At 46.8% G+C, this 16,199-nt stretch carries 22 protein-coding genes and 3 pseudogenes; 16 read left to right on the plus strand and 9 right to left on the minus strand.

Annotated elements, in window-relative coordinates; translation table 11 throughout:
• Positions 1-106: pseudogene (locus H6F72_RS28545) on the plus strand (IS630 family transposase); the annotation flags it as partial.
• A 225-nt stretch (positions 107-331) separates the two neighbouring features.
• Here H6F72_RS28545 and H6F72_RS28550 read toward each other — a convergent pair.
• The gene (locus tag H6F72_RS28550) at positions 332-751 is read right to left on the minus strand and encodes a GFA family protein (RefSeq protein ID WP_190443260.1); all 420 of its coding nucleotides are present in this window, start codon (positions 749-751) and stop codon (positions 332-334) included.
• A 146-nt stretch (positions 752-897) separates the two neighbouring features.
• Entirely contained in the window at positions 898-1,038 is a 141-nt protein-coding gene (locus tag H6F72_RS28555) for a hypothetical protein (protein ID WP_190443262.1), read from the minus strand.
• An 80-nt stretch (positions 1,039-1,118) separates the two neighbouring features.
• On the opposite strand from H6F72_RS28555, the gene H6F72_RS28560 reads away from it, so the two are divergent.
• Positions 1,119-1,904, plus strand: coding sequence for an N-formylglutamate amidohydrolase (locus H6F72_RS28560; protein WP_190443264.1), 786 nt, complete (start codon positions 1,119-1,121; stop codon positions 1,902-1,904).
• Between the two features lie 33 nt (positions 1,905-1,937).
• Here H6F72_RS28560 and H6F72_RS28565 read toward each other — a convergent pair whose 3' ends face one another.
• Together H6F72_RS28565 and H6F72_RS28570 are read right to left on the minus strand one after the other, a co-directional pair.
• Positions 1,938-2,246: a hypothetical protein gene (locus H6F72_RS28565; RefSeq protein ID WP_199299370.1), complete on the minus strand. Its 309-nt coding sequence runs from the start codon at positions 2,244-2,246 to the stop codon at positions 1,938-1,940.
• A gap of 221 nt (positions 2,247-2,467) precedes the next feature.
• Positions 2,468-3,649, minus strand: coding sequence for an RtcB family protein (locus tag H6F72_RS28570; protein ID WP_190443267.1), 1,182 nt, complete (start codon positions 3,647-3,649; stop codon positions 2,468-2,470).
• Positions 3,650-3,820: 171 nt separating this feature from the next.
• Here H6F72_RS28570 and H6F72_RS28575 point away from each other — a divergent pair, with 171 nt between their 5' ends.
• The 3 genes and pseudogenes from H6F72_RS28575 (at position 3,821) to H6F72_RS28585 (ending at position 5,476) form a co-directional block, all read left to right on the plus strand.
• Complete coding sequence (locus tag H6F72_RS28575) at positions 3,821-4,063, plus strand: hypothetical protein (protein ID WP_190443268.1); 243 nt, start codon at positions 3,821-3,823, stop codon at positions 4,061-4,063.
• A gap of 69 nt (positions 4,064-4,132) precedes the next feature.
• Positions 4,133-5,104 (plus strand): annotated as a pseudogene (locus H6F72_RS28580) (serine hydrolase domain-containing protein); the annotation flags it as partial.
• On the plus strand, positions 5,093-5,476 hold the full coding sequence (locus tag H6F72_RS28585; RefSeq protein ID WP_348252713.1) for a DUF3471 domain-containing protein: 384 nt from the start codon (positions 5,093-5,095) through the stop codon (positions 5,474-5,476). The pseudogene H6F72_RS28580 and the gene H6F72_RS28585, both read left to right, overlap by 12 nt.
• Before the next feature lie 48 nt (positions 5,477-5,524).
• Here H6F72_RS28585 and H6F72_RS28590 read toward each other — a convergent pair whose 3' ends face one another.
• The gene (locus tag H6F72_RS28590; RefSeq protein ID WP_190443271.1) at positions 5,525-5,719 is read right to left on the minus strand and encodes a hypothetical protein; all 195 of its coding nucleotides are present in this window, start codon (positions 5,717-5,719) and stop codon (positions 5,525-5,527) included.
• A 92-nt stretch (positions 5,720-5,811) separates the two neighbouring features.
• On the opposite strand from H6F72_RS28590, the gene H6F72_RS28595 reads away from it, so the two are divergent.
• Both H6F72_RS28595 and H6F72_RS28600 read left to right on the plus strand, forming a co-directional pair.
• The gene (locus H6F72_RS28595; RefSeq protein ID WP_190443272.1) at positions 5,812-6,387 is read left to right on the plus strand and encodes a hypothetical protein; all 576 of its coding nucleotides are present in this window, start codon (positions 5,812-5,814) and stop codon (positions 6,385-6,387) included.
• A 3-nt stretch (positions 6,388-6,390) separates the two neighbouring features.
• On the plus strand, positions 6,391-8,106 hold the full coding sequence (locus tag H6F72_RS28600) for a hypothetical protein (protein WP_190443273.1): 1,716 nt from the start codon (positions 6,391-6,393) through the stop codon (positions 8,104-8,106).
• 245 nt (positions 8,107-8,351) lie between these two features.
• On the opposite strand, the gene H6F72_RS28605 is transcribed toward H6F72_RS28600, so the two are convergent.
• The 3 genes from H6F72_RS28605 to H6F72_RS28615 form a co-directional block, all read right to left on the minus strand.
• Positions 8,352-9,209, minus strand: a complete 858-nt coding sequence (locus H6F72_RS28605) for a nucleotidyltransferase domain-containing protein (RefSeq protein ID WP_190443275.1) — start codon at positions 9,207-9,209, stop codon at positions 8,352-8,354.
• A gap of 124 nt (positions 9,210-9,333) precedes the next feature.
• Positions 9,334-9,864 carry a DUF4174 domain-containing protein gene (locus tag H6F72_RS28610; protein WP_190443276.1) on the minus strand — a complete coding sequence of 177 codons (531 nt, stop codon included), beginning with the start codon at positions 9,862-9,864 and terminating at the stop codon, positions 9,334-9,336.
• Between the two features lie 428 nt (positions 9,865-10,292).
• A complete protein-coding gene (locus H6F72_RS28615; protein WP_190443277.1) occupies positions 10,293-10,577 on the minus strand; it encodes an HNH endonuclease in 285 nt (94 codons plus the stop codon).
• A 30-nt stretch (positions 10,578-10,607) separates the two neighbouring features.
• Here H6F72_RS28615 and H6F72_RS28620 point away from each other — a divergent pair, with 30 nt between their 5' ends.
• The 9 genes from H6F72_RS28620 to H6F72_RS28655 all read left to right on the plus strand — a co-directional run bounded on the left by H6F72_RS28620 (position 10,608) and on the right by H6F72_RS28655 (position 15,416).
• A complete protein-coding gene (locus H6F72_RS28620; RefSeq protein WP_190443278.1) occupies positions 10,608-10,811 on the plus strand; it encodes a hypothetical protein in 204 nt (67 codons plus the stop codon).
• Positions 10,812-10,854: 43 nt separating this feature from the next.
• Complete coding sequence (locus H6F72_RS30915; RefSeq protein WP_190443279.1) at positions 10,855-11,025, plus strand: HU family DNA-binding protein; 171 nt, start codon at positions 10,855-10,857, stop codon at positions 11,023-11,025.
• On the plus strand, positions 10,994-11,176 hold the full coding sequence (locus H6F72_RS31295; RefSeq protein ID WP_370527577.1) for a hypothetical protein: 183 nt from the start codon (positions 10,994-10,996) through the stop codon (positions 11,174-11,176). Before H6F72_RS30915 ends, H6F72_RS31295 begins: the two co-directional genes overlap by 32 nt.
• 108 nt (positions 11,177-11,284) lie before the next feature.
• The gene (locus tag H6F72_RS28630) at positions 11,285-11,749 is read left to right on the plus strand and encodes a MarR family winged helix-turn-helix transcriptional regulator (RefSeq protein ID WP_190443280.1); all 465 of its coding nucleotides are present in this window, start codon (positions 11,285-11,287) and stop codon (positions 11,747-11,749) included.
• A gap of 37 nt (positions 11,750-11,786) precedes the next feature.
• Entirely contained in the window at positions 11,787-12,188 is a 402-nt protein-coding gene (locus tag H6F72_RS28635; protein WP_190443281.1) for a VOC family protein, read from the plus strand.
• Positions 12,189-12,622: 434 nt separating this feature from the next.
• Positions 12,623-13,294, plus strand: a complete 672-nt coding sequence (locus H6F72_RS28640; protein ID WP_190443283.1) for a glutathione S-transferase — start codon at positions 12,623-12,625, stop codon at positions 13,292-13,294.
• Between the two features lie 31 nt (positions 13,295-13,325).
• Positions 13,326-13,808 (plus strand): cupin domain-containing protein, encoded by a 483-nt coding sequence (locus H6F72_RS28645; RefSeq protein WP_190443285.1) that lies wholly within the window; start codon positions 13,326-13,328, stop codon positions 13,806-13,808.
• A gap of 27 nt (positions 13,809-13,835) precedes the next feature.
• Positions 13,836-14,315: a GNAT family N-acetyltransferase gene (locus H6F72_RS28650; protein WP_190443289.1), complete on the plus strand. Its 480-nt coding sequence runs from the start codon at positions 13,836-13,838 to the stop codon at positions 14,313-14,315.
• 366 nt (positions 14,316-14,681) lie between these two features.
• Positions 14,682-15,416: a MerR family transcriptional regulator gene (locus H6F72_RS28655; protein WP_190443291.1), complete on the plus strand. Its 735-nt coding sequence runs from the start codon at positions 14,682-14,684 to the stop codon at positions 15,414-15,416.
• 78 nt (positions 15,417-15,494) lie between these two features.
• On the opposite strand, the pseudogene H6F72_RS28660 reads toward H6F72_RS28655, so the two are convergent.
• Positions 15,495-16,199, minus strand: a pseudogene (locus H6F72_RS28660) (IS630 family transposase); the annotation flags it as partial.

Here is a 16,199-nt window from a genome sequence, read left to right on the forward strand (position 1 = left end):
GTGGTTTGTGCTCAAGAATTGGATGCGACAGCGATGGGATGAATTTGCTAAATTTCGTGATTGTGTAGATACTGCCTTCAAGCAATGTCTTAAGGTGTACTCGTAAGGCTATACCAATGACGGCACCGCTCGTCTTGAGCACGATCGCGAAGCTATGCGTCCACGGGTTTGGTGATGGGGCAGCCCGGAGCTGTGCGATCCAGTCTGGAGAAACCTCAGCCTGATCTGCAGGACTCATTGCCTCAATTTGGGCGAGAACCTCTTCGGTCGATTGCAGCACTAGGCGGAGATGTACGGTCTCAAGTTCCATCGGATTAGACATGTTCTGGCTCTACCATGACTCTGGATACTCAGCGTGGGTTGGCAATCCTCCGCTAGGACATCCCCACGGCGCTCTCAATGCCCAGAAGATGTGATCGCTCGGAGTGATAGGCGGGGCTGTATCCAACGAGCCAGCCGGAATAGTCATGATCTTGCCATCGCGTGTTAGTCGTGGTACCGGGCACCCACAATGACTGCAAAACCATTTGCTGAAGCGCTTTGCTGTAGGAAGGTCATACTGGGTGATAGCTTCTTCCCCTGAAAGCCAGCGGAACTGACTGGGTTCAACAGTTAGATTGGTGGCGTGAGCTGTGCCCGTGCCTTTGCGACACCGTGAGCAGTGGCAATGAGCCATTTTCTGAAAGGGTGGGTTCACTTTAAATGTCACTGTTCCGCACAGGCAACCCCCGTGAATGCTGAATTGATTCATCTGCTCTCTCCGCTCGCCTAACATTCTGCTTCAACCGCCACAGATAACTTTTCGGACTTAACTGGCGTGCAAACAGATTATCAGCTAACTGGTAACTGGCACATACTCGTATTTTTTGTACCAAACCATAACTCCTCACGACTGCCTTATACCGCCAACCGTCGATCGCCGTACCACTGACTCAATTCCCAATCAATCTCATCCAGGATAGCGGTAGCTTCGCTGATGCCCTTTGCGCATACCGCCTCCCTGAGCGATTCTGCATCAGCCACCAACAATGCAAACACTGAGTCAATCCGTTGCTGAGCGGCATCAAAGTTTTCCTATATTAAGGATCAAGCAATTTTGTTCACTTACTGAGCCGACAATGCCAGACCCCTTTCTCCTGCACTTACCAACCACTGAAACCATTCCGGTCATCGCCAGTCTGCCTCACAGTGGATTGCTTATATCAAAGGAGATCACTGACACTCTAGAAGCTTCTCACCGGCACTATTTGCCCAATCAGGATTGGCATCTCGACAAACTCTATGATTTTCTGCCTCATTTAGGTGTTACCGTCTTGCAAGCCGTTTATAGCCGTTATGTGGTTGACCTCAATCGATCGCTTCAGGAACCGCTCTTTGGTAACTTTTGGCAATCGGTTGTTGCTGAAAAGACTGCGGTCAACACAGCGATTTATCGAACTCCGCCTTCAAGAGAAGAGGTTGAGCAACGAGTTGAGCAATACTATCGTCCCTATCATCGACAGCTTCAAGCTCTGCTAAACGAACAGCTTGAGCAATTTGGCAAGGTATACTTGCTGGATCTACACAGTTTTCTTGGATTGATCGAGGGTGAAATCTGTTTAGGGAACGGAAATAGTACAACTTGTTCTGAGCACTTCATTTCCGTCGTTGAGGCTGCCTTTTGCTCACAGAGTTATCAGGTGGTTCGCAATAAATCGTTTAGTGGTGGGTACATCACGCGGTACTACGGTCAGATGCCGCAAGTTGAGGCGTTACAAATTGAAGTTCGCTATCCGGTTTACCTGAATGCGAATCAATTGGATGGCACTTCTATCCCGGATTGGCAGGTGCCAGAGTTTGATGAGGCGAAGCACAAGTTTGAGTCCATCTTCGAGCAGATTAGCAAAACTCTAGTCGCTGCTTAGCTTCGCCGTTTGTCATAATTCTGAAACCCCAAATTAGGAGCACTTTCGTGGAAAGGGTACTCCCAACTTTAAGCAAATCAAAGCTCTCCTGCTGCAATCATCTGGATCAAACCCGGCAATACCCCACAACATTGAAGCTTGTGGCTCAACCAGCGAGATATTGTAGGGAGCCAGGGTTACGTAAACGGCTTTTGCCTGAGGGTTCACCTTACGATGGTACTCGGATAAAGCTTGGCTAGGATGCTTGCGTCCTTCCCAACTTTCATAGTCCGTCCAAAAGCAGAACACGTCTGCCTTGAACTTGTGCTTGATTGCCCAGTCATAGGCAACAGAAGCAGTCATTCCCCAAAGTTTGGGTTGCTGGCTTTGGCGATCGCATCGCTAAACGAATCCTGTGCTGTAATTTTCAGGTCACGGAAATCGGTAGCAGATCCCTGGATGACATAGTGTTATTCGACTTTTGTCGTTGCCAGTGCCATGAGCCTGCAATGACTGGAGTTTAGGGGCTAGGGGAGGTTCAAGACTTGGGGGATTCCCCTAACTTTGTTGTTGCCAGTTCACCCCTAACCCTTCACACAAACAAGTTGCTTCAGGATTGCCACCACCTCTACCAGGTCAGATTGGTTGGCCATCACCTGGTCGATCGGTTTGTAGGCTCCGGGAATTTCATCCAGCACCCCTTCATCCTTACGACACTTAATCCCCTGTGTTTGCTGGATCAGGTCTTTCAAGGTGAAGTTGAGCTTGGCTTTGTTGCGGGACATTAAGCGTCCCGCCCCATGAGAGCAAGAGCAGTAGCTTGCCACATTCCCCTTGCCCTTCACAATGTAAGACTTGGCTCCCATCGAACCCAGAATAATGCCATAGTCATTTTGCTGTGCGCGGACTGCCCCCTTACGAGTCACATACACTTCCTCACCGAAATGCACTTCTCGCTCAGCATAGTTGTGGTGGCAGTTAACGTTCAGGCAGGGAGTGAAGGGTTGATCGTTCGCCAAATGCTTTTCTAGCACTCGCTTGGATCGCGCCATCATCACTTCGCGGTTCACACGGGCATAGTTCTGTGCCCACTGCAAATCACGCCAGTACGCCTCAAACTCTGGGGTGCCCTGAACAAAGTGTGCCAGGTCGGGATCAGGCAATTTTTCGCCCGCTAGCTTTGCCAACTCCTTCGCCGTCTCGATATGGCGCTGTGCCAGCACGTTGCCAATATGACGAGACCCGGAGTGCAGCATCAACCAAACCTGATTTTGCTCATCCATACAGACTTCGATGAAGTGGTTGCCGCCTCCCAGCGACCCCATCTGCTTCAAAGCCTTCGCTTCCAAATGCTGTGCGCCAGCGTGCAGATACTTGAAGTCTTGCCAGCCTTGCCAGTCCAGCACTTGGGTGTCTGCTTCATCATTCTCGTTAAAGCCAACGGGAATTAGAGCTTCAATGTCTTGCCGAATCTGGTGCAGTTTACCGTCCAATTGCTCCGCCACAAAAGGCGTTTTGATCGCGCCCATGCCACACCCAATATCGACTCCCACCGCCGCAGGCACGATCGCTTCTTTCGTCGCCACCACCGAACCTACCAAGGCACCTTTACCCAAGTGAACATCGGGCATCAAGGCAACGTGCTTGAAGACAAAGGGCAGGGAGGCCACGTTCTTTGCCATTTTGGTTTCATCTTGACCCAGTTCGTGGTTTGCCCAAGAGAAAACAGGCTTAGCGGTAGAGAGGTCTAATTTTTCGTAAGGCATGGTTTCGTGTCCTTCGTTTGTTTGATGTCTCCAGAATAGGAAGGACATCTTCCCCCAGGCGAATCGACACAAAAACGGCTGTAAGACTTGCTCCACAATGGTTTTAAAACCAGGGGAATGGTTGAACCGGAGGCATTCCTCTAGCTTCTGGGGAAAATGTGAGTTAGAACCGTGAGGCAGGGTGAATTTGCCTCGAAATTTCCCTTACTGCATCGATTCCTTGACCGATGGTACGCCCCAGTTACGGACCTGAAGCGAAAAAGCGATCGCTTCACCTGTTTGCCACCGAGCTTGACGACGCGAACGACGAGTTGGACTGTAATGGGTGACCTGAAAGGGGAGCTGCTTCGCACCGCACAGCGAACTTGGTCAATTCGAGCCAGAATGGGCAAACCGCCGTCCCCAGAAATCTAAACCGGTGACAAGTGAGGAAACCATAGAGTCAGAATTCTCGAATGATGGGTGTCAAGGGAGGTTGAAATCATGACAACGGCTCAAACAATCCTGGCAGATAGCGAGATTGAAGCCATTTTGCAACAACGCATTGATCAGGAGAAACAGAGTGTTGGTATTGTCGTAGGAGTCATTGATGAGAGTGGCAACCGCATCATTGCACAGGGTAAGCGAGATCAGACGGATTCCTACTCAGTGGATGGAAATACCCTGTTTGAAATTGGTTCCACTACCAAAGTGTTTACAACGCTGGTGCTAGCAAATCTGGTGGAGCAAGGCCCTCTCAACCTGAGCGATCGCATCTCTACGTTGCTGCCTGGTGCTGTGAAAGCACCCACTCGCAATGGTCAAGAAATCTCCTTATTGGATTTAGCAACACATACTTCCGGGTTGCTCCATTTACCCGATAACTTTGCCCCAGCAGATATGAGTAATCCCTATGTCGATTACTCTGTTGACCAGTTGTATGGGTTTTTATCCAACTTTCAATTACCACGAGATATTGGCAACCAGTACGAATACTCCAATTTAGGTACAGGTCTGTTGGGGCATCTGCTCAGCCTTAAAACAGGTCTGGATTACGAAACGCTCGTTAAGACTCAGATCACTCAACCGCTGCAAATGCACGATACGGGTATTGAACTGACTACGGAACAACAGGCTCGCTTTGCAACCGGACATAACATCCTCGCTCAACCTGTGCCTTACTGGGACTTTCCGACCTTAGCAGGAGCATTGCGATCCACGGCAAACGATTTGCTCAAGTTTTTAGGAGCAAATTTGCAACTTGTCTCTTCCCCGTTAAATTAAATCCTTCAGACTACCCATACCCATGTAGTTCAGGCGCAAAAAGGAACATCCGGAATGGCGATCGCGCTGGGCTGGCATGTTTTGAATCACCTTGAGACAGAAATCATCTTCCATGACGGGGGTACCGGTGGATTTCGCAGCTTTTTAGGCTTTGTGAAACAGAAGCCCTTAGGAGTTGTGGTGCTGTCGAATTCAGAGAATGATGTCAAGGATATTAGCTTGCATCTGTTAGAATCCCGTTATCCCCTGACTAAACATCATCCACTCAGGCAACGTCAGGCAATCTCTGTCGATCCCAACCTGTTTGATGAGTATGTGGGACGCTATGAGCTCGCTCCAAACTTTATTCTCACCATTACGAAAGAACACGATCGACTCTACGCTCAAGCTACTGGGCAATCTCAGGTTGAGTTATTTGCAGAAACAGAGACTCAGTTTTTTATCAGGGAAGTCGATGCTCAAATTACCTTCATTCGAGATCCGCAAGGTCCTGTGAAGCACTTGATTCTACAGCAGGCAGGACAGGAAATCACAGCTCCAAAATTGAATCAGGTTTCAGGATAATCATTCAGCTTACGAATCGGCGATCGCCGCTTTGGAGTCAACCACTCCTCACCCATAAATGCGATCGCCGACTGGAGCAGTATCGAGATAAGCTTGTAGCCAGATCGTTTTCGTTGCAGCTACAGCTTGATGATGGCAAATAACAGAGGGATGCTCCGGATCTCCGAGTAAGTGTGGCTCAAATTCCAGAGCGGCGAGTTTTTCAGAGACACAAGTGGCGATCGCTAGGACTAATTTAGCCACTTAATATAAACTTTTGTGAGAATATTGCAGCTATCATTTGCTTGGTGCTGACACTTGGCTACATGGTGGTTAAAACTGAATGGGAGGACCATATGGCTCAGTTCACTGTAGAACAACTTATCTATCTGCTTTACGCTAATGCATATATAGAGGCAGGTACGATAACAAAAGGTACTGTAAAATCTTATTTACCAAACGAGTGGAAAGAAAAAGCTGAGGAAATCTATGTTGCCTTAGAAAAACAGAAATTGATTAAGCAAGTAAGTAAAGGACGCTTTTCTGTAACAGAGGAGGGCGTAAAAGCCCTTGTCACAAATCTATCTACCACTGATTACAAGTTTGATTCTGTCAAAGGTCCAAAAGTTCTAAACATTTTACTAACCTGCATTGGGAAGGCTGCTAAAGCTCATCCTCAAGCCAAGCAATCAGAGGAACTGTCTTTCGATGAATTCCAAGAGAAATTTAAAGCGCTTTACTTTGAAGAAAGAAGACAACAAGAGCTTCGTGGCGTTGTTGCTATTCATAGCAAAGAACTTTGCCAGAAGTTTAAAGAACAAAATCCTATTTCCCAAGAGGAGCTAAACCATTATTTTGAGCTACTAAAATCAACTAACAAGATTTTGGCTGTGGTTGAAAAAGGTCATGAATTGGTTCAATGGGTTGAGTGAAATATGCCTGAGGATGCAGGAAAGAAAAAGTTTATTAAGGATTTCCTTCAAAACGTTAGAGTTGGCGAAGGTTTCATCGAGGATATCTGGATTGAGCGTGCCGTAAGAATTCCAGGTTCAATAGGTGAGGGATCAACTGCACAAAGCCTTTCTGGAAGATCGATAAATAATATTACTGAGTTGCTTGAGGATGATCTCAAACACAGCTTCGATGACGGATATTTTACTTTCAGAATTGTTTCAGCCTTGAAGGGAAGTGGAAAAACTTCTCTTCTCACGTATTTGCATGAATTGATTAAGACTAAGCCGACTTATACAAATTTCTCCATTGTCAGTCGCTTTCCACTTGCTAACATAATTGCGATGGGGGGAAATCAAGATTTTATTGTTAAATTTTATTGCTATATCCTGGCAGAAACTTTCTGGAAGTTAATCAGCGATTCAGAATTATCAGTCAAGAATAAAGCCAAGAACATATTAAGTGATTATCTAGGACAAGCTGAGGTTAACCAACTTATAACTGCTTCCAGTCTTAAAACTTTTCGTCCCAAGTTTGTTCAATATTTCTCAAATATTGCAATTGTTTTTGAAGAATTTTTCTTTGACGTACTTAATGAGGTTTCTCAGGTTGAGCCACGATACACCTTTGCTTATCTAATTGATGAATTTGATGGATTAGAGAAAAAACCAAATGAGTTTCAACAAGCATTGTCGCTCATAAGAGCATTAATTAAGAGAGCAGCACAGGATTTTCAATCGAAAATTCGCCTTTTCATCTACCTTGTTGGAACATCAGAAAATATAAAAAACTTCTTTAGTGAAGATCCTGTTATAGAAAGTCTTGTTGGTCATCAAGTCATCAACTTGAATGCAGGATATGGAAATGAATTTGAAATGATTAGAACCAAGATAAATGAGCGGATTAAAGGAGCATTTAAGGGATATGGAAATTTTGATAATGCGTGGAATGAGATTAAAAATTTATCACCAAATCCTAGCCAAACATTGAGAGGATTCTGTCAAGAGTACGCATTTTCGATTCTTGGAGTACATGCTAATTACTTCAAAGAGAAACCTGAGCAAGAGTTTGAAGGAAATGCGCGTGATTTAGTGGAGGCAAGATGTAAAGAAAAGTGGCAAAGTTACTTGAGTCAAAAAGCATATACTCTATCTTCGGTATCAACTACTGCTGTGCTTGAAGGTCATGCTTTTGATTGTTATGTAGAGTTACTTCACAATGGAATTTGTGTTGCCAGATGTTTCGGCGAAGCTAAAAATTATGAGCTTTTAAGTAGCCATTTAGAAACATTTAGCAAATGGTTAGAAGATGTAAAGTTTAAACCTTTTACTGCTAATGGAATCCCACCAGACATAGCTTTCATGATCGCCCCTTCTTGTCCATTTCTTTTGAAACGCAAATTAGAGCTCAAGAGTATCTATTTCATATCTACTGATAAAGTTATCGATCCGTCGTCACCAGCTATTATCGACTCCTCTACTGCTAACATTGTCAATGTTAATACTGCAACAAAAGATTCGATAGTTGCTGCCATAAAAGGAACAGGTATTAGAGAAACAACAATTGATAAGCTAATAAAACTGAGAAATAATAAGTCATTTCAAAATATAGATGAACTTGCTTCTGGCTTAAAGCTAACTTTAAAGACTAAGGAGAAACTCCAGAAGAAACTTGAAGAAGGGAAAATTTGCTTTACCTGAAAGCTCGTAAGCAGTTTTGCCCTATTATTAATATCTGTTGGTTGATCATTTATTTTTTAGAGCAATTGTCAGTGTGATGATTTGCTACCCTGATGCAATCGCTCCGTCACATTCTTGCTGGAGTTTAAAGGGTTCAACTAGACTTTACATAAATGGTACTGAATTAAGCCAAACGCGATCGCTCAGATTCTGGCTTCTCGAAAAAGTCGGGGATCTTTAACCTCTTATATCAGTGCCATTCAACTCTACATCGTCAACCGCCGATCGCCATACCACTGGCTCAATTCCCGCTCAATTTCATCCAGGATAGCGATCGCCTCCCTGATCGATTCTGCATCAGCCGCTAACAATGCGAACACTGACTCAACCCGTTGCTGATAGTTAAGAGGACAAAGCGTAAAGCCATTCGCAAGTGCCACAGCGCTCTTCTCATTCAGCAGGTACATCTCATTTAGTGCGAAGAGTACTTGATTCATACAGGCCACACAGCGAAAACAGCAACCTGCGGCATAGGCAGCATCACCCCGTGCAACTGCTTTTTGAGCCACTACCAGTGAGAAACTGATTTCCCAAGCGAATTTGTTTATGGTTGCTTCCTTAAGCTTTGCCGGGTAAGGCGTTGTCTTAGCTTTCAAGGCAGCTAAAACGCCATGTGAATCGTGAAGTGGCAGACCCAGAGCAACTTCACCCATGTAGATCGAAGACACAAAACCGTGAGGGTGTCCGGGCTGATAGTCGATCGTGATGTGCCCCCTATGGCATTCATCAATGACGTGGTTGACTTGAACCACATCTCGATAGAGGAAATCCACTGGAATGCCTTCAATTTTTAGCCATCCTCCACCATTCATCCACTTTCCCCACTCACCGATCGGGGTAATTAAGTTTGTACGATGCTTGTCGTCCAACTCAGAGGCGAGGTGATTGAGCGCTAGGAGATCCGGCGGGTTTTCTGGCTGGTAATATAGCCCCAGATCTACATCTGACTTCGGGGTATGGTTGCCTCTTGCTCTTGAGCCACCCAACGCGATCGCCACAATTCCCTCAATTGAGCGCAAGCGATCGACGATAGGATGAATGAACTGGGGCAATGGCTCGTTCATAATGACGAGTTCACCTCTATCGTCATCCCAGCCTGACGTAATCGTTCTGCCAAAACCTCCCCTAATCCGGTGGCTGATGTAAGAATGCCATCGTTAGACATGGCAACCGCACTCCTGATAACGGCTATGGTCGAGACCGCATTTCTTGCTGGCGCATCGGCATGACATCGATGGTGCGGTATAGCATGGCTAAATCCATCGGGGCCTGGCTTCGCTGTTTTTCTGTGCCGTCTTTGCCAACTAAAATTGCCGCAAACTCTTCAACAGAAACACCAAATTGTCGTCTGAGTCCGTCTGCCGATGCCGCACTGATGGATTGCCCATCGACCTGGCTCTCTCCAGTTTCCAAAACTGCTACTAACTTGAGGTCACGATCCTCTACACCTGCCTGATCCGTCTGCCATATTTGCCTCTGCTGTCGATAATCGGATGAACCAGTTGAAGGGGCAAAGACCAACAAAATGCGGTTTTGCCATTGATAGTCACTCAACCTGAATTCAACTCCCTGTGAGCGACTGGAGGTCACAGCAACGCTCGCTACTTTGGGGAATTGGGATTGAGGCGGGTTTGGTAAATCACTCATCAAGATGAAAGGCTGAGTGTCAACACAGCCCTGTAGCAGGGACAGAAAAACAAGTACAGGTAAAGACTGCATTGCGAGACAGCAACAACTTCCTTACTGTAACCAAACCTCGTCAAGAGGGGTTGGTTCCTGAGAGGGAATTCCAGAGATCAAGCAGATAAGGGAAAACCTGCTGCTAGTAACCAGCCGAAGAATAAAGCAGTGCCGACCCTTACGGTGTCTGCGAAGCAGCAAGCATAAACCCATGCTTGGTTCAACAAACCGGAGCCAGCTAGAGCAAAGGAATACCTTCTTTTTGGATTGCTCGCACCTCCAGCCCAGATCGAGCGATCGCGAGTCCCAACTAGGATGAAATAACCAGCAGAATTGCGGGTCCCAGGACTCAGGGGTTTATAGCTTTCCTGGAGCGGTGGGGTAAACTGAAGCCGTGAAACTCACCACTCCAGTTCACCCGCGACAGATTGCCAATCTGAAACTAATTGTAACGGCTTCAGACAGGGTCAACGCTTTCGATCGATTTTCACTCGCTTATTCGGGTCTTGCTTGTGAACCCAGGCAAGGAATTTTTGTAGCTGTGGGTCTTGCTTCAGCTTCTCCAGAGTATTCAGGTGGAGGGCCAGATGGGAGTTGTCGTAGAGCGTATGGATTTGACGGTGACAGGCGGAGCAGATTTGAATGGTGGGGCTGGGGTCTTGACCCTGGCGTTTCGTCTTTTGACGAGGAATCAGGTGGTGTGCGGTAAGGGCAGACATCTCTCGCTGGCAAAGTTCGCAGGGCTGAGGCATCGCTTAGAAATCAGTGCAGGGTGGGGAACGGTGACACATCAATTTGATCCTAGCGATCGCCCTCCTGGTCTGACATTAAAACGCCGTTCGGGTCACCCGCATCAGGTAAATTTCTCCGAGGATTGCAGGCTAAGAGCCAATTTGGGTGGTAGTGCGATCTCATTCAACCTGATGGCGATCGCGTGCACTGTGCTGATTTATTGGGGAACGTGCGATCGCTCCCGAGAAACCTGAACCATAATCACACCAAGCGCTCTAGAGATCTCTCGCAATTTCCATGAACAAAGGTGAACTCGTAGATGCCGTGGCGGAAAAAGCCAACGTGACCAAGAAGCAAGCTGAAGCCGCGATCACGGCTGTGTTTGACGTGATTCAAATTGGATTAGCTGCAACAAATCGATGTTGCTCCGGCACATATGGCGAAAGGGATTGGCTCTGCACTGGTTAATACCGTCGTTGTTTGGACAAAAGGTCAATGTTATTCAGTGATGGCATTATCCACGTTTCGAGATATTCCCTGGAATGCACCTTTTTATTCAAAACTGGAGTTTTGTCCTGTTGATGAACCCGAATTGACAGCAGGTTTCCAACAAATTTGATTGCAGGAGGCTGAAGCAGGATTGCCCATTGAGGAGCAAGTCATCATACAGTTTATGTTATTAGATATAGGTTGACAAGTTCCTGTCAAATTGGTAAAGTCTTGTCATATGAGTGAGCCAAGCGCCAATGGCAGTGCCTTCACCGACCTTATCCTTGAGGTCTTTCGGCTAAATGGGCTTTTGTTAGAAGCGGGCGATCGCTTGACCCATCCGGTTGGCTTAAGCAGCGCCCGTTGGCAAGTGCTTGGCGTTGTGGAACATCAACCGACACCCGTTGCTAATGTTGCTCGGATCATGGGGCTAACTCGACAGAGTGTTCAGCAAACCGCTGATGCCCTGGCAAGCGATGGATTTATTACCTATACCGACAATCCCCACCATCGTCGTGCCAAGTTAATGACGATTACGCTAAAAGGTCGTAAAGCCTTAGATTACATACAAAAATGCCAGATCGATTGGGCAAATCAAGTTAGTGAAACGCTTTCGTTAGAAGCATTAAAAACGGCTGGGACGGTTTTACGGCAACTTGAAGAACGGCTCGAAACTTACACAACAGATGGAGTGGACGAGTAATTGCGATCGCTGTCCATCATTCTTTGAGGGAAAAATAATGAGAATTACAGCTTCCGCCATTTCATTGAATGTGGATGATGTTACGGCATCAGCTAGGTTTATCAAACAGCATTTTGGTTTCAGTGAGCAGATGTCAGCCGATGGCTTCGTATCCCTTGGCAGAGAAGATGCTGGATTCAATCTGGTCTTCATAAAAACGGGATTAAAAAGCTTCAAACCCATTCACATGAGGGAACATCGAGCAGATGGTTTGTTAATAGCATTTGTCGTAGATGATATCGACACTGAATACGCACGACTACAAGCTGAAGGTGTACCGATCACAACTCCAATCGAGACTGAACCCTGGGGTGAACGATTTTTTCAAGTGACAGACCCCAACGGTGTGGTGATTCAATTGGTTCAATGGATCACTCAACCCGGTAGCGGGGCTGCTTGAACTCATTCATAAAACTAAGCCTATGATCGAAGCCTCTCTTCTAAGACGGAATAGCCGGAACATTCAAGCATCGTACCTCTCGCACGATTGCTGCTGCTGCATAATCGATTACAAAAGTGTTCAACCATAATACTTTTCCAGTCTTTAGGCTGACTAGACAGGATGGGTGAACTGTCTGTGTCTTCATCATGCAGAACCAATGCGCCTAGTTTCGATTGTAGTCATTTTTACACAGCTTCCCCTGGATGTTGAAAACTGACCGCAAGATTTTGATAGGACTGCAGGAATTAGATAGTCAAGCGTAAATGGTTTCTCTCCTCTGGAAGGAGTTGTAAGGATAGGCATCGTATGATTAAACAAGGTTTAGCACTTTTCTCTACATGAATTATTTTGTTTAGGGAAATAGACATTTACGAAACAGATGGAGAAATCAATTGATTACTGTCCATCACTTAAATAATTCGCGTTCCCAGCGCATTCTGTGGCTACTGGAAGAATTGGGTTTAGAGTATGACATCAAGTACTATGAGCGTGATCCCAAAACGCTGTTAGCCCCTGTATCGTTGCGGCAGGTGCATCCTCTAGGCAAATCGCCTGTCATCACTGATGGAACACTAACACTAGCAGAATCCGGAGCCATCATTGAATACCTGGTAGAGCAATACGGCGAAGGGCGATTCGCACCTCCACCCGGTACGCCAGAGCGATCGCGCTATACGTACTGGTTGCATTATGCCGAAGGCTCAGCGATGCCGCCCTTGCTACTCAAGCTGGTCTTCGATCGCATTGAACAACAACCGCTGCCCTTTTTCGTCAAACCGATCGCGCGCCTGATCACCAGCCGGACTAAAAAAGCATTCATCACGCCTCAAATCACCCAGCATTTGAATTATCTCGAATCAGAACTGGAGAAAACCCTCTGGTTTGCTGGAAATGAATTTACGGCTGCTGATATTCAGATGAGCTTTCCAATTGAAGCAGCAGTCGTGCGGGGTGGGTTGAATGCTAGTCGTCCACGATTGATGGAATTTTGCGATCGCATTCATTCTCGCCCAGCATACAAACGAGCCTTAGAGCGTGGTGGAACGTACCAGCTTATGAGTTAACTGGACTGATTCATTGTGGAGGATAGACAACATGGCAGAGCAACACCCTTTGCTTGTGAAAGCCGAACAAATTGCGGCGAACTTGCACAGCTTTTCCCACCCCTGGAATCCAAACTCCGAACTGACAGGAACTCAGTTAGGCAAGACGGTTGGACTTCAGCGCACAGGAGTCAACTTCATCAGAGTTCCTCCGGGTAAAGAATCTTTCATCTATCATTCTCACCATCGGGAAGAAGAATGGATTTACATCTTATCGGGTCGTGGTGTTGCCGAAATTGATGGGACAGAATTGGAAGTTGGTGCTGGAGATTTTATGGGATTTCCCACACCTTCAGTCGCTCATCATCTTAAAAATACTGGGGATGAGGATCTGGTATATCTGGCTGGAGGAGAAAATTTAGATATCGAAATCGCCGAGTTTCCGCGTTTAAAAAAACGAATGATCCGAAGGGAAGGAGCGATCGACATCTATGATTTTGCCGATGCCAAACCCTTTGAACCATTGGATACCTAATTGCTGTTAATTGGAGTTCAGAAATCGATGCAGATTGAACCTTACAACGCTGATCAACTGGATGCAGTTGTTCGTCTGTCACTGCGAACTTGGACTCCGGTTTTTGACTCAATTCAAAATGTGATAGATCCTGATGTTTACCGGGAACTCTATCCCGACGATTGGCAGCTAAGCCAGCCAGCGGCTGTTGAGGCTGTTTGTGCTGCTGAAGATACCCATGTATGGATTGCGCTAGACACTGGCTCAATTACAGGCTTTGTGGCTGTGAAACTCGATACAGAAACTCGCATGGGTGAAATCTATATGGTTGCGGTCGATCCAGATTTTCAAGGTCGCGGTATTGGTAGCGTTCTGACCCAATTCGCGCTTGATTGGATGAACGAAGTCGGGATGTCTGTTGCAATGGTTGAAACGGGCGGCGATCCGGGTCATGCCTCAGCCCGCCATACCTATGAAAAACTAGGCTTCGGACTATTACCGATCGCCCGATATTTCAAGAAGCTATAGGATGTAGAGGGTTGTGACTCAAAGAAGTGTGGGATAAGTTGCAACATCATTCCAAGACCAAGCATTGATAGCAAATCCAGCCCATTCTGCTGCTGTATCCTTTGTCCAACTGTACCCGATATCGCCATTCAAGCCGTTGCCGTAGCAATCAGGAAGAACATTGACGAAGCAAAACTCGATGGTGTGCTGAGCGCTCTATTAACCCCAGCCCATGACTTCTGGTATCTACAAACTACTGATCAAGCAAGTAGATCGGGATGAGTTGAAATTTTTCTGCTTCACCCCTTGACCCTGACGTAACGTGAGGTTCTTACCATAGATTCATCCGCGGATTGAGATGGTCTCCGATCGAAAAGAGGGATGTGCATGGAATCGGTAGCATTAAAAGTGGGCGATCTGGCGAAACAAACAGGGGTTTCGGTACGGACATTGCATTACTACGATGAGATTGGCTTACTCTCCCCCTCTCACCGCACAGAAGCAGGTTATCGACTGTATGGTGAGGATGACATTCTCCGCCTACAGCAGATCGTGTCCCTCAGGCAAATTGGCTTCACGCTGGAGCAAATCCGAGCGTGTTTGGATCAGTGTGAATTTTCACCGCATCGTGTCGTACAGATGCATTTGGCTCAACTGCAAGAGCAAATCGCCTTGCAGCAGCAGCTTTGTGTTCGCTTAGAGGCAATCTCGAAGCGCTTGCAATCGACCGAAGCTATCTCAATCCAGGAATTTATTCAGTTAATTGAGGTCACAACAATGGTTGAAAAATATTACACTCCAGAACAACAAGAGTATTTGAAAGCCAGAGGAGAACTTCTAGGTGAGGAGCGAATTCGGCAAATCGAGCAGGAATGGCAGGAGTTAATTGAGCAAGTTCGCGCAGAAATGGAACATGGAACTGATCCGAGCAGCGAATCAGTGCAAGTTTTAGCACGGCGCTGGCGATCGCTGATTGCAGAATTCACAGGCGGCAATTCTGGGATTGAGCGATCCTTAAATCAGATGTATCAGCAGGAAGGAGTTGAAGTTGCCAGTCGAGGTGCCGTTGATTCAGCCCTTATGGAATACATCGGTAGGGCAAGCACCGCTTTGAACGAATAAAAGTAGCATCGTGAGGGTGATTTGAAACGACGATCGCCCTCATTCCCCACAAGCTAATCAGGAAATCGTTTTATAGCCTTACGGACGTACCTTAGGACATTGCTTGAAAGCATTATCCACACAATCCCGAAAGTTGGCAAACTCATCCCATCGCTGTCGCATCCAATTCTTGAGCACAAACCACCAATGCTCAATCGGGTTCAAGTCCGGAGAATAAGGCGGCAGATACCAAAGCTCACAGCCTGCTGCGGTCACAATCTCCTCAAGGCTCTGGGCGTGATGGAAACTGGCATTGTCCAGCACAACCACATCTCCTGGTTGCAGTTGCGGCACTTAGCACTCCTCTAACCACATCTCAAACAAGCTTCGGTTACAAGACCCCTCAAAGGTCATGGGTGCGAACAAGCATCCTGCCCTCAAGTCGGGCAAGCGGACTGAGCGAGTCAGTTGGGTTGCCCGACTTAAGGGCATAGAAGCGTTCTCCCACTTTGCAGTAACCATAGGGATAATCGAGCCGATTATCGATGCCTGCTTCGTCCACATAGACAAGCTGATGAGGCTCCTTGTGCCTCAATCGCTCCTCAAACTCCTGACGCTTGAGTTCGTCTCGTTCTCGGTAGCCGTACGTCTTTTTTTGCGACTCAACTCCAACTTCCTCAGCGCATCACTGATGTTCTGCTGCGTCACATTGTCTCCCCACAACTTCGCCATTTCGCGTTGAGTCTTGCCTCCATGCTCTCGGGCAAACGCCTCAAAGCGTTTCCAGTCAGTGATCTTATGCCG

The organism is Trichocoleus sp. FACHB-46, from assembly GCF_014695385.1.
In the GTDB taxonomy this organism is placed as follows: Bacteria; Cyanobacteriota; Cyanobacteriia; order FACHB-46; family FACHB-46; genus Trichocoleus.

Coding starts and splice junctions, on each gene's coding strand:
- H6F72_RS28635 (WP_190443281.1), top strand. CDS start 11,787: ATGAGAATTACAGCTTCCGCCATTTCATTGAATGTGGATGATGTTACG.
- H6F72_RS28645 (WP_190443285.1), top strand. CDS start 13,326: ATGGCAGAGCAACACCCTTTGCTTGTGAAAGCCGAACAAATTGCGGCG.
- H6F72_RS28650 (WP_190443289.1), top strand. CDS start 13,836: ATGCAGATTGAACCTTACAACGCTGATCAACTGGATGCAGTTGTTCGT.
- H6F72_RS28570 (WP_190443267.1), bottom strand. CDS start 3,649: ATGCCTTACGAAAAATTAGACCTCTCTACCGCTAAGCCTGTTTTCTCT.
- H6F72_RS28655 (WP_190443291.1), top strand. CDS start 14,682: ATGGAATCGGTAGCATTAAAAGTGGGCGATCTGGCGAAACAAACAGGG.
- H6F72_RS28565 (WP_199299370.1), bottom strand. CDS start 2,246: ATGACTGCTTCTGTTGCCTATGACTGGGCAATCAAGCACAAGTTCAAG.
- H6F72_RS28615 (WP_190443277.1), bottom strand. CDS start 10,577: ATGCCTCAGCCCTGCGAACTTTGCCAGCGAGAGATGTCTGCCCTTACC.
- H6F72_RS30915 (WP_190443279.1), top strand. CDS start 10,855: ATGAACAAAGGTGAACTCGTAGATGCCGTGGCGGAAAAAGCCAACGTG.
- H6F72_RS28605 (WP_190443275.1), bottom strand. CDS start 9,209: ATGAACGAGCCATTGCCCCAGTTCATTCATCCTATCGTCGATCGCTTG.
- H6F72_RS28560 (WP_190443264.1), top strand. CDS start 1,119: ATGCCAGACCCCTTTCTCCTGCACTTACCAACCACTGAAACCATTCCG.
- H6F72_RS28595 (WP_190443272.1), top strand. CDS start 5,812: ATGGCTCAGTTCACTGTAGAACAACTTATCTATCTGCTTTACGCTAAT.
- H6F72_RS28600 (WP_190443273.1), top strand. CDS start 6,391: ATGCCTGAGGATGCAGGAAAGAAAAAGTTTATTAAGGATTTCCTTCAA.
- H6F72_RS28630 (WP_190443280.1), top strand. CDS start 11,285: ATGAGTGAGCCAAGCGCCAATGGCAGTGCCTTCACCGACCTTATCCTT.
- H6F72_RS28550 (WP_190443260.1), bottom strand. CDS start 751: ATGAATCAATTCAGCATTCACGGGGGTTGCCTGTGCGGAACAGTGACA.
- H6F72_RS28610 (WP_190443276.1), bottom strand. CDS start 9,864: ATGCAGTCTTTACCTGTACTTGTTTTTCTGTCCCTGCTACAGGGCTGT.
- H6F72_RS31295 (WP_370527577.1), top strand. CDS start 10,994: ATGGCGAAAGGGATTGGCTCTGCACTGGTTAATACCGTCGTTGTTTGG.